Source organism: Pseudoalteromonas luteoviolacea CPMOR-1, assembly GCF_001625685.1.
Taxonomy (GTDB): Bacteria; Pseudomonadota; Gammaproteobacteria; order Enterobacterales; family Alteromonadaceae; genus Pseudoalteromonas; species Pseudoalteromonas luteoviolacea_K.
Genome location: NZ_AUYC01000042.1, coordinates 39,791 through 51,672, shown reverse-complemented (window position 1 = coordinate 51,672; position 11,882 = coordinate 39,791). Strand labels below are relative to the sequence as shown.

Sequence of the window (11,882 nt, the reverse complement as noted above, 5' to 3'; positions counted from 1 at the left end):
AACCCGATGCCCGGGTGGTGGAATTGGTAGACACAAGGGATTTAAAATCCCTCGCTGGTAACAGCGTGCCGGTTCAAGTCCGGCCCCGGGCACCATTTAAAAGCTTACCATCCACGTACATTTATTCTATTTCACATTATTTTATGTTTTTGATTATAAAAGTATTAATATGTTTTGTGCGAGTTGGGTGTCGATCAGCGTAAATGAGCGCTAAATAGCGATAGGGAACACTTGAGTGGGTTATGTGAATAATCAACGGGTGAGACCCGCTGATCCGTTAATTCACAGCCAGTAGAATTACATAAATAATTTGAGTCAGTATTTGCACTTCGTTGCCGAACAGTCCCTTTTAGTTAGGCAACGAAAAGAATTCTAGCATTAACTTAAAATGGCCAGAGCCAAAATACTCGCTAGAGATAATCTTGCCGTGCCCACTTACACAGTCACCTTCATACGAGTGTACGAGCTCACCTTCCATAACAACTTGTCTTCGATTTTTTGCCCAATAGATCCGGATCCCTTGCTTGGTCCCCCTGAATGTATCAAAGTAATCATTGAACTCACGTTCTTTACCTTTTAACGGGTTAAGCTCGAAGTCAACTTCTTCGCTCAGTTCTTGACCATAAGAACTAAATACGGCAAGTTGAAATGTATCATTGATAATTGTATCGAAATCCCACCAAGGTTTGTCTGAGGATGTTAAATCCGGACTCGCCGCTAATAGTGGCACTTCAAAATCGAGTACTTCACAAACCTGCTCCGCAGATTTATGCTGGTTGTAGATCCGCTCAATAATCACGATTTCCTGAGGAGTAAGTGCATGATCTTCCTCGTGCTCAAACTCCGTAATTGATTTGGCAATGAGGTGATCTTCAAGCGACTCTAGTACCTTGTCTGTGATCTTAACCTTATTCATACTGATATCGTCTCATTTATTTTATTGCTGTGAGTGAGAAAGTATATGTCGAAGTCTGTTTGTGGGTTATTTCCTATTTCGAGGTTTAATCCAGATTCTTCGACGCGTTTTGATAATTTATTTACAAACCTTGATATATAGGTTATTGCGGCATTACCCTTAAAACCATGCCGTTCACCCAATTGCTTTTGAGTGAGAGTATTTTGTCGAAAAGAGAGTGAAAAAAAGTCGTAAAACAGCGCTTGCTTTTGTTTGTCTTCTTCTTGTGCAATTGTTTCAAGCAATAAGTTTATGAATAGGCGCGCATTTTTGTCCATCTTAATAACCTGATCGGGCGATGGCTGATCACTTGGCATCAATTCATATATGTTGCTAGGTGCACCTTCTGACGCACTATTATTCTCATACAGGTGCACAATTTGTACAGAGCGCCCTTGATCAGGCGCTTTGGCTTGCTCTGAAGCTGATTTTCTTCTGTACGTCACGTTACTACCCATGTCTAAATAGACGCTTTCAAATGCTTTATATGTATAAGCTTTTAAAACATGATTAAAATCGTTTTGCGCATTAAGCTTTTGAGTGTCTTTCTCACCCTCTAGGTTATCGCTAGTTTCTTGCTTAGTCGCTTTTATCACTTTTAACAATGTCTCTTGAACAAGTGCTTCGGTGTCAATTCTGTGATCAGTAATCGACTTTTTGCGAAGTAAAAATTTAATAAATTTATACGCTTCTTGTACGGCTTGTTTGTTATCAAACCACATCCATACCCCCTTTTGATTGTTGTCGTATCCCTTTCATCACTCATTTCTATTACTCTATTAGGAATAGCCTGACTGCTGATTGCGACATAACAACTTTTCGATAAGTTTCAGCATATTATATTTGTATTTCCTAATTGATGTTACCAAGAATTGTTGCCACTTTAGTTACACTTCAATAATTCTATATAATGTTCAAATTTATTTTTTGCTTTTTGCCATTGAATACTCGTATGTGATTGTAAGAACGTGTTTGATAGGGCTTCACCCATCTCAAAATAATTACATGCATTGTCTATTTCACCGATTTCAGAAGCGATGTATCCAAGGTTGAATAGTTTTTTCCGATAACTGACTTGGTAGCCTTGGTTATCGGGGTGCACTTGCGTGAGATGCCGAGCAAATGCTTCAGCCTTTTTCAGATGCGTTTGTGCAGACTTTTTATCACCTTGATTGTATAGGTGGATAGCAATTTTCGAGTGTGCGCCCTGCAACAGGCTAATAAAATCGACATTATTGCTATCTTGTTTGTGAAGTCTCTCAGCCGCTTTGAGTGCTTTTTCGTAGTATTGTGCACTTTGCTCTGTTTGATTGGTTTGTTTAAAGTAATCGCCATAGGTCATATATAGCTCGATACTGTGCCCTTGCCAGTCAATGTTTCCGTCATTTAAAATGCGCAGTTTTCTTGTGATGTCTAGACCCTCTAAGAAGTGTGCTTGTGCTTCGACTAGATAACCTTGCTTTAATTTACTATTACCTATGCGGCTCGCCAAAAGTAGCTGTGCGACTTGCACATGTACGTTGTCAGGATCTTTAATCGAATACAGTTTGACCAGTTCATTGGCATGATCGTAGTACTGGTCTGCTTCAACTTTATTACTGCTATTTTCGGCTAAGTTAATGTATATCCTCAGCAAGTTATATTGGGAGACAAGATGGTTCGGATCCGTTGCTAGTTGTTTTTCAAGTACGCTTTTTGCTCTCAATAATAAATCACTTGCTTGTTGCTCAGAAGGTACCGTTTTTGCAAGGTTTCTGAATGTGTTTACTCGAAGTACATTAAATGCTTGCTCGAGATTTTCTGTTGGTACGTGAGAGTCCAGCAATTGTAATGTTTCATTGTATCTTTCAGCAGCGAAGTGGATATCGCTGGACGACAAAGCCATAAACGCAATTTGTGAGACGATTTTTGCTTTTGTGAGTATGGAAGTGGCATCTACAGGTAAGTCATCTATCTGCTGTAATGCACGTTCTAAATAGTGCTTAGCATCCTCATTTCTACCTTGTTTAATGAGTAACACACCAAATTCATAGTTAAATGAGATGGCGATTTTTAACTCTTTCGGGTTATCACTATCAATGTTTTTTATTTGATCTTCTAAGGTTGCTAGTACTGATTTTAGTTCATCGATATGTGTAGAGTCATCTTGTCGCAGTATTCTCACTTTGATGAGTAACAATTTGAGTTTATCAATATCGTCTAATGCGATGTCATCGACGCTATCTACAAGTTTTGAAATGTGGCCATTTAAATATTTACGTTGAAACGTCGGTAGGTATTGAGCAAGTATTGGCTCAATTGAATCAATATTCAGGAGCACATTGTCTTTTAGATGTGAGAGGGCTTGTGCCGTTTTAGCTTGCTCGGATTCAACCAGTTGCTTCTGGTAATAAGCGAAAGAAGCTGCACCCAGTGCGCATACAAAGAGTACACTGGTAGTAAAAAGCCGTCTTTTTTGTGCTTTATTTTTCTGCTCAAGCCCTGACTGATAAAAGGTTTGAGATGCAAGAATATAGTTTTTTATTGATTGTAGGCTGATGGTTCCAGGCTGTATGAGATACTTGGTACCATCTTGCAGTTCATGCTTACCCAATGTGAAATTATGTTGCTCTTCGGGTGTAGAAGAAAAGTTCTTCCACTGTTTGTACTTTGCTTCTACCCCATGAAACCATTGCAGATATTCTTTTCTTGCACTTAGCCAAATGTAAAATCGCGGCCAGATCTGTTGGTCAAGAGAACGCTCTTCTGCAATGGTGATAAGGCAATCGTGTGTTAATTTTACATAGGGAGGAAGCTTGTGTACTTGATGCCTTATCACCAGCTGTTTTTCAATAAGTGCATTGACCAACTCGAGTAAATGCGGATTTTCTTGCTCTAAGGCTAAAAAATCCACATGTTTTGAGTAGCAGGTACCATTGATATTTACGCCGATAAATAGCTCAAAAAACTGCTCTGTTAATGGTTCAAATTGGCCCAAGATATACTCAGCTTGTCGGTAAATGACACCAGTTAGCTTATTGAGCTGGTTATATTGAGAGAATGTGAGCACTTTTGGTTGGTTACTATCGATTGCCAAAGCATGCATTTGGGCCAATAAATACTCGACAGCAGGGAGTGCATGAGACAGCTTTAATGCTTCTGTTTGTATCGTTTGCGCTAAACCATCCTCGAGTGTGATGCCTAATGCAGTCGCTTGATTGTTGATGATCTTGAGCCAGTCTTCAGCCGTTAAACTATGCGGTACGTAAAAGTCTCTACCTACCATATCTGTATTGTGTAAGTACTCACTTCTGATGCTGGTTATGATAGATATAGGGGTATGCTCTGATAATACCGCTAGACTTTGCAACAAGCGATTATTGGGCTCAATTTCATAAATTTCTTCAAATTGGTCAATGTACCAAAGGTAGGTCTTTTTATGTGCAGTGAGATGCAATGCAAGTTCATCTAAATAAGTGGTATTTAACTGTGTGAGCTCCTCTATAAATTGCTCAAGGCTCACAGACATCGTCTTGAGAACAGATTCAAACCCAGCATCTTTTGAGCTGATAAAGTGTGTTAGTAATGACTTGCTGTTTTTAAAGTCTTTGGGAAGTCCTACTTGCCAACAAATATTGCTTTCTTGCTGAGCTAGTGCGGGCAGCAGGCCTGCTTTAATTAAGCTTGATTTACCACTGCCTGAAACACCATGTACTTTAATTAGAGAGGGATTGTCATTAAATAGTGCAAGTAGTTCGGAGGTTAGCTTGTCTCGACCAAAAAAGTAGTATGCGTCATGAGGCTCAAAGCTACGAAGGCCTTTGAAGGTCAGTGAGCCAGATTGCTGCGCGCCATCATATTCATCTCCAAGTAGTTGCTGCAATGCCTCAGTAATATGCTCAACAGGTGATAACGTTCCTCCTAAAAGCTCTACTTCTTTGCATAGTGCATCGTCGATTTCATCGTGATTGGCGAGTGGGTAAAAGACAAAGAAAGGGCCTGTATGTCGATGTGTCATCGCATAGATTGCGCCTTGAATTTTATTATTGATATGACCAATGCTATGCACGTTACCACTTGGTGATACCTCTCCAGTGGCAAAACAAGTATAAGCATGGCTTACAGGCTTTTTAATGTGTGATCGGTATGCCAATGCACAGCTCAGTGCATAACCTAGTCCAACGCTTGTACTGTCTTCTTGTAAGTTAACCGTTTCTTGGTTACTGGTTTGCAGATCTAGCTCAATAAAAAATTGATTATTTTGTCTATCTAATGGGTTTAGAGACATAAATGCAGCTTCAGCTGCCATAGCAAAATAGTTGCTCTGCTCTTTAAACTTGTAGCCTAGGGCAAGTATCAAGTCATTGGCAAACTTCACTTTTACTTTTTGGCGATCTTTCGGTTTTATAAATCTGAATTTGGGGCTGTATGTATAGCGCTTATCAGATAGAAGAATGTGCATTATTATTTAGCTCTTTTTAGTAAATCGTTTGTCTCACGATCATCAATATTTTTAGTTGTTGTTTTTAACCCATTGCTCTATGTAAGTACATAAAACTTATATTTTGTACTCTATTTAAACGTTAAATCCGAGTAAAAAATAACAAATGCGATAAAAAAACGTTTACACCCTATAAAGGGACGAGTCTAATGAATATTATTCATATTTACGAAACTTTTTGGTTGGCATTTCTCGATATTTTCGAAAAAATTAATATCCTATCTATGAACCTAATTTCCCTACTATGAATTTTTTAATAAATCTACATTTTTTTAGTGTTTTGTTGACTGTTTTGTTATTTTTTGACCAAAATAGCGTTTTAAACAGTCAGGAACCTGTTTTCTATTCATGATTTAGTCCTCAGATTGTATAAGAAATGTTACTTCATCAGGATGTAGTTGATTGAATTTCGTACGTAACTTATCCATTTTTGTGAAAAATCTAGAGTAGGTATATCTCGAATTTAACAATTATCTTAAAGGGATAGTGAAGGGCATTTCACTTTATAAAGGGTAACTGTTTAGCTTGACTGTAAGTAAGTAGATATGAACACGTGTTGGTGATTGTATTGCATTGAAGGAAGTATTCGCATCGCGAGAGTTTAATAGTTAAATTCAGTGAAAACAAGGGTTTAAGGATAGAAAATAAAAAGATAATCATCGCTTTGCTAGGAGTTGGTATGGGTTTTTTTAAAAGAAGTGCGGTTTTTGCAAGTATGTTAGGTAGTTTGGGGTTTGGCGCAATGGTGCAAGCACAGAACGCTGACAGTGCATATTTAGTACAATTTAAAAATGGGCAGCTATCTCAACATATACTTAGCTCTTTAAAAGTGATTGGACAAAGTGGCGATAAGGTTATAGCGCAGGGGATATTATCTGTACAGCAGCTGGATGAGTTAAATCAAATTGATGGAGTCACGTTCGAAGCAGATTATGGTTTATCTCTGAGTAGCAATTCACTGAATTACTTCAAAGCAACGACAAATAGTTTAGATGTACTGGCAAATAGTGAGCTAGAGCCCTATTGGTTACGTGCAACCTCTATCAGTCAGTTACCCTCCGCGACCAATGATATTTCAGTGTGTGTTATTGACTCGGGTGTTGATAGTAACCATCCGGACTTACCTGTCAATATTCATGGTTATCACAGTGTATATGCTGGCTTTTGGGATCAAGATGCGTTAAGTCATGGTACGCACATGGCGGGAATTATTGCTGCACAAAGCAATGGGATCGGTGTTAAAGGCGCGCTTAGTGAAGGCGTTGCTAGCTTGCAAGTCCACAAATTGATAAAAACTGCAAATGGAAAAAACTCTGCAATTTGGGGCGGCAACTTAATTGAAGCCATCGAAGTGTGTGCAAATTCAGGCGCGAAAGTAATTAATATGTCCTTGAGTGGTGAGCAGTATTCACCTATGACGATAGCAGTCATTGATAGGCTGGCTTATGATAGAGGCCTTATATTCGTTGCCGCAGCTGGTAATCATGGCACGACAGAAAAAAAGCAACAAGGTATCTATGATGATGCACTACATTATCCAGCTTCATATCATAATGTGTTATCGATTGGTGCGTTGGAAACCGATGGGACCATTGCATCTTTTTCGCCAACCAATCAGCATATTGACTTTGTCGCACCAGGTAGCAAAATTGTATCTACTGCCAACCGCAGCCATTACGCGGTTCAGGAGGTGGTTATACAGCACAGCGGGTCAGTTTCTGATGCACTAAAGTACACGCAAATTGATGTGGGTGTGCGCAGTGAATCGATGCAAGCCACCTTGCCAGAACATTGTGTATTTACGTTATCTAGTAGTGATGTGCAACAGCAGTTAACACAGCGTACGTTACCGTATGAAACACGTCAGGATCTCAGTAATGCGCAATCTAGCTGTGTAGCGGCCGGTGGTAAAGTACTACTCATTAATTACCCACAACGCTCAGAAGGCCGTTTAAAGGGCATAGACTATTACACAGAGTTTCCAACGCTATTGGTACATCAATGGCCTAATGTCACAGACAGTGCGAACATGTCCATCGCTATCAACAGTTACCACAGTGACTACGTTGTCGGTGCGGGTACTTCCCAAGCAACGGCGATTATTTCTGGTGGGATTGCTCGACTTTGGTCACAAAACCCGAATTGGGATAGGGCACAAATCATAGGCGCGCTTCAAGCGACGAGCCATGATTTAGGAGACCCAGGAAAAGATAATGTATATGGCCATGGCCTACCAAACTTTGCGCAGGCACTGACATATTTGCAATCAGGTTATACGCCAGCTTGCCCACAAAACTGGTATCACAATAAGCCTTACGATGGGGGAGAACAAGTGACTTATCAGGGCAAAATATACAGAGCGTATTATTGGAATAAAGGTGCTAACCCATCGCAGTCGCCTAAAATGTGGCAAGTGCAAGGAGAGTGCGATTCGAGCAATCAAAACCAATCAACTCCGGATGATGCAGGATTCAGTATCCTAGACTTTTCGGGCTTAGAAGGTGAGAATTCTACGTATAATTGTAAAGGCCTGAGTTTGATGTGTGGTGGGGGCTAAGCTTTGGGTTATTAGGGTGTGAATAGCACCCTAATGATGTATCTTAATTCGCTGGCCATAGATATGTTAGGTTTTGCTTTCGAGGAGCCAAACATAGACTACTGGAAAACCTGCTTTGTAGTTGATTTGTATATCCAGCAGTTGGCCACTGACTGTTTGTTGAATATCAAAACGAGCAGTGTTTAAAAAGTATCGACCGTTTTTATTAAGTAATGTAGTACTTGCTGATACAGTGAGTCCTTTGTTTTTCGCGAGTTCAACCAGCGCATCACGAATGGCGTATTTAATTGCACTGCTAATGAGGTTATCAGGCGCTATCTTGCCATCTTCACCAAAATTGCCCATCACGATGCTACGGCCTTCATATTGCTTTATTTTACGCCAGCTTTGTTTCGTGTATGGCTTTATATTTAATTTATTCGTTTTGTAATTTGCAAGTAAAGTTGATCCGTAATTGCAGCTTTGAGACAAGAGCAAAGGTTTCTGGTGTGTACTACCGCGTACTTCACCATGTCTCGAGAAATGAGTTTTATGGTGTTGCTCAGAATAAGACTCAAAGTAATACTCTTGCATGTTAACGTGAGCTTGGTCTAAATAACCTGCTAAAGCATTCGCGTTCACGTTTGTCATGGCCAACTGTTTATGGGGTAGGGCCGTATAATAGCTCGCCCCTATGACATGGTTACTCCCCCCGTTGCACAGCCATGTCGGTTCACACACACTAAAATTACAACTGACTTCTTGGCAAGCCAGTGAGTCATTTATAGGCTGAATACTTGCGTATGTATAAAGTGTATTCGAAGTGACGTAGGGCTCAGAGAAGTATAATCTCTGACCGTTTGCTAAGGTTAATTGGTTTTTTTCTGCCGATAATTGTGCGATAGCTTTATTTATGTTTGGAAGATCATAGTATTGGGTGAGCTGTAAAGCTGCTCGTTGCCTACTGGCGATAATAGAACCATCTTTGGTCGCGCTCTGAGGCGCTGCTGTACCAATAAAACCAAGCTGGTCTTGTGTTACAGGGTTTTGTAGCCAGCATGGTATTTGGGTTGTGGATTGAGTTTGGTTGTTAGTTGTTTGGCAAGCGCTCAGCGCAAATACACTTAGAGCAACCCAGAACCTAGCGCGTAATAACATGAAAAAATCCTTGATACAGGCCCTGTATTATATTCAGGAACTGAGTCCATCGTTACTATTGAGTGTCTCGTAAAGGGATGTCAAATTCAACCATCAAGCCGCCTTGTGCTCGGTTTTTGAGTTTAAGTTGGCCTTGATGAGCATGCACAATATCATTACACAAGCTTAGTCCAATACCGCTACCTTCTGGCTTTGTTGAGTAAAATGGTAGGAGTGCTTGATGGAGGTTTCCGCTACTAATACCGCATCCTCGGTCTACAACAGCGATGCGTAGGCGGTGATAGTCTTTGATAACTTTTATGGCAATATGCTCGACAGGGCTACCTGATTGATGGGCATTTTTTAATATATTAATCAATACTTGCTCAATTTGTGTGTTATCAAAATAGCCTTGTTCGATGGGCAATGAATCTAGTAACTCAAATGGATATAGAGCGCGCACTTGGTCAAAAAGCTGTTTGATTGAGTGATAGCCAAAGTGAGGTTTAGGCAGGCGAGCAAAGCGTGCGTACTGTGCAATGAATTCACTTAAATTTTGTGCTCGTTGATTTACAGTTTGTAAAATATCAGGTAGTAATTCTAGGTGTTTATTTTTCTCCAACATATTTCTTGCGGAAGCTGTGAGGGAACTTATCGGCGCTAACGAGTTATTAAGTTCGTGACTAATTAACCTGATGGCATTCTTCCACATATGCAGCTCTTCTTGACCAAGCTCTTGAGAGACATTTTTCATAATCATCAATTGATGTGGTTGATGGTTAAACATGACATTTTTGAAGCTAAGATAGTAGCTTTGTTTGATGTCATTGTGTTCGAAGCTCATCAGGCCTGACTGTGCTTGCATAACTGACTTCTGCAGTTGTGGAGGAAGGTTTTCGCAGCATTGGTGTAAGGTCATACCGTCAAGCTTTGATGAATGTAATAGTTGAGTAGACTCGTTATTAAAGTAAACGATGTGTTTGTAGGGATCGACCAATAAAATACCCATGGGTGAAGCTTGTACAATACTATCGAGCAGTATCTCTCGTTGGTTGAGTGTTTGCCTTTGTTTTTTTAACCGTTGGGTGAGCTTATTGTACATATGCACAGCTGTACCTAACTCAGAGTGTCTTTGTTCAGCTATACGGATAGAGAAGTCATTGTCATAGAGGCTTTTAAGGCCATTTGTGAGTGTATCGATGACGCGTCTGTGTTGTTGAAAAATCAACTCACAACAAAAAAATGTCAACGGCAATATGACCAGTAAAGAAAGCAGTAGTCCAACAATAATGGGAACGCCCATAAAAATAAATGCAGATTGAATAGATGTGGCAAGTACGATAAATAATGTACAAAAGGCGGCCATTTTTCCTGCCAGTGATCCTTTACTGGTATTCATGAGCGCGCTATTCCAAATTTATCCATGCGTCGGTACATCGCTTGGCGACTAAGGCCTAAACTTTTGGCTGCGTGGGTGACGTTACCATTGTGAGAGGTTAACGCATTTTGAATATCTTGTGCCGATAATTCAGTATGCGCTGCTGAGTTGATTGGGCTGGTCTTGATACCTAGATCATAGGCCTCAATGAGGTCACTTTTAGCGAGTAGTTGAGCACGGCCGATGACGTTTTGAAGTTCTCTGACGTTACCTGGCCAAGTATGACGTTTGAGCGCATTGATAGCGCCGACGCTAAGTTGCTTGTTACCTTCTATAAAATGATTTGCGAGTGGAATAATGTCTTCTGGTCGTTCCATCAATGCGGGCAACTTTAACTCGATCATATTTAATCGGTAGTAGAGATCTTCTCGGAATGTACCTTGTGTAATCGCGGTGTTTAAATCGGCATTGGTGGCACTCAGTACACGGACACTGACTTTTTTTGTCTGGCTACTACCTACGGGCTCAAATTCGCCAGTTTGTAACACGCGCAGTAGCTTTTGTTGCCCAGACAGTGGCAAATTACCAATTTCGTCTAAAAATAGGGTGCCGCCATCAGCCGCCTCAAATCTTCCGATCCGGTTTTTACTAGCACCTGTATATGCGCCGCCCACGACACCAAATAATTCCGCTTCGATTAAATCGGCTGGCAATGCACCCGCATTGACTTTGATAAATGCATTGTTTTTATAGGCACTGTTGGCAACAATCACTTCGGCTATTTTTTCTTTGCCAGCGCCATTGGGGCCTGTTATGAGTACTGGTGCGTCTGAGTGCGCAACTTGGGTCGCGATTTCCAATAAGTTGAGCATGGCCGGATCTGCAAAGGTTAGGCCCGCTAGATCATAGTGTTCAGCTAGCTTATCAGAGCGATTTCTAGTGTACTTTTGCTGTTGGAACTGTGCTTTTTCAAGACGGTATATTTCAAGTAATTGATTGACTGATGCCAAGAGCTTCTCTTCTCGCCATGGTTTTTCTAAATAGTCAGCAGCGCCATCTTTGATAAGTGCGACAGCCGTTTCTAGGTTAGCCCATGCAGTGAGTAGAATAATTGGTAAGTCAGGGTTTAAGGCACGGATCGCTTGATAAAGCGCTTTACCCTCTGCGCCAGAGGTGGTGTCTTGGGTAAAATTCATATCTTGGATGACTAAATCATAAGCTTGTTGGTTGAGCATCTCTATCCCTTGTTCGGGGTGAGTTGCACCATCACAATCTATGTCATTGAGTAAAAATAACAGTTTAAGCGCTTTGATGACATCCTGATTATCATCGATCACAAGTATTTTATTTTGCATATTCTTATCGTTATGTGGGCCGGTACAGTTGTACCGGCTTG

General features: G+C 40.6%; 7 protein-coding genes and 1 tRNA gene. 2 read left to right on the top strand and 6 right to left on the bottom strand.

The window, feature by feature from the left end; genetic code table 11:
- Positions 1 to 8: 8 nt before the first annotated feature.
- Positions 9 to 95 (top strand) — tRNA-Leu (locus N473_RS18710).
- A 254-nt stretch (positions 96 to 349) separates the two neighbouring features.
- On the opposite strand, the gene N473_RS18705 is transcribed toward N473_RS18710, so the two are convergent.
- From N473_RS18705 to N473_RS18695, 3 genes are all read right to left on the bottom strand, one after another.
- Positions 350 to 916, bottom strand: coding sequence for a hypothetical protein (locus N473_RS18705; protein ID WP_039608764.1), 567 nt, complete (start codon positions 914 to 916; stop codon positions 350 to 352).
- Positions 913 to 1,677, bottom strand: coding sequence for a hypothetical protein (locus N473_RS18700; protein WP_063369231.1), 765 nt, complete (start codon positions 1,675 to 1,677; stop codon positions 913 to 915). The genes N473_RS18705 and N473_RS18700 overlap by 4 nt, the downstream gene beginning before the upstream one ends.
- 161 nt (positions 1,678 to 1,838) lie before the next feature.
- Positions 1,839 to 5,396 (bottom strand): ATP-binding protein, encoded by a 3,558-nt coding sequence (locus N473_RS18695; RefSeq protein ID WP_063369230.1) that lies wholly within the window; start codon positions 5,394 to 5,396, stop codon positions 1,839 to 1,841.
- Positions 5,397 to 6,114: 718 nt separating this feature from the next.
- Here N473_RS18695 and N473_RS18690 point away from each other — a divergent pair.
- Positions 6,115 to 7,992, top strand: coding sequence for a S8 family peptidase (locus tag N473_RS18690; protein WP_063369229.1), 1,878 nt, complete (start codon positions 6,115 to 6,117; stop codon positions 7,990 to 7,992).
- 66 nt (positions 7,993 to 8,058) lie between these two features.
- On the opposite strand, the gene N473_RS18685 is transcribed toward N473_RS18690, so the two are convergent.
- Genes N473_RS18685 through N473_RS18675 form a run of 3 tightly spaced genes read right to left on the bottom strand, consistent with a single transcriptional unit; the run spans position 8,059 to position 11,841 of the window.
- Complete coding sequence (locus tag N473_RS18685; protein WP_063369228.1) at positions 8,059 to 9,129, bottom strand: hypothetical protein; 1,071 nt, start codon at positions 9,127 to 9,129, stop codon at positions 8,059 to 8,061.
- Between the two features lie 55 nt (positions 9,130 to 9,184).
- The gene (locus tag N473_RS18680) at positions 9,185 to 10,507 is read right to left on the bottom strand and encodes a sensor histidine kinase (RefSeq protein ID WP_063369227.1); all 1,323 of its coding nucleotides are present in this window, start codon (positions 10,505 to 10,507) and stop codon (positions 9,185 to 9,187) included.
- The gene (locus N473_RS18675) at positions 10,504 to 11,841 is read right to left on the bottom strand and encodes a sigma-54-dependent transcriptional regulator (protein WP_063369226.1); all 1,338 of its coding nucleotides are present in this window, start codon (positions 11,839 to 11,841) and stop codon (positions 10,504 to 10,506) included. The genes N473_RS18680 and N473_RS18675 overlap by 4 nt, the downstream gene beginning before the upstream one ends.
- Positions 11,842 to 11,882 lie beyond the last annotated feature (41 nt).

Excerpts from the sequence above, each read along its gene's own strand:
- N473_RS18685 (WP_063369228.1), bottom strand. The coding sequence starts at position 9,129 with ATGTTATTACGCGCTAGGTTCTGGGTTGCTCTAAGTGTATTTGCGCTG.
- N473_RS18695 (WP_063369230.1), bottom strand. The coding sequence starts at position 5,396 with ATGCACATTCTTCTATCTGATAAGCGCTATACATACAGCCCCAAATTC.
- N473_RS18700 (WP_063369231.1), bottom strand. The coding sequence starts at position 1,677 with ATGTGGTTTGATAACAAACAAGCCGTACAAGAAGCGTATAAATTTATT.
- N473_RS18675 (WP_063369226.1), bottom strand. The coding sequence starts at position 11,841 with ATGCAAAATAAAATACTTGTGATCGATGATAATCAGGATGTCATCAAA.
- N473_RS18705 (WP_039608764.1), bottom strand. The coding sequence starts at position 916 with ATGAATAAGGTTAAGATCACAGACAAGGTACTAGAGTCGCTTGAAGAT.
- N473_RS18680 (WP_063369227.1), bottom strand. The coding sequence starts at position 10,507 with ATGAATACCAGTAAAGGATCACTGGCAGGAAAAATGGCCGCCTTTTGT.
- N473_RS18690 (WP_063369229.1), top strand. The coding sequence starts at position 6,115 with ATGGGTTTTTTTAAAAGAAGTGCGGTTTTTGCAAGTATGTTAGGTAGT.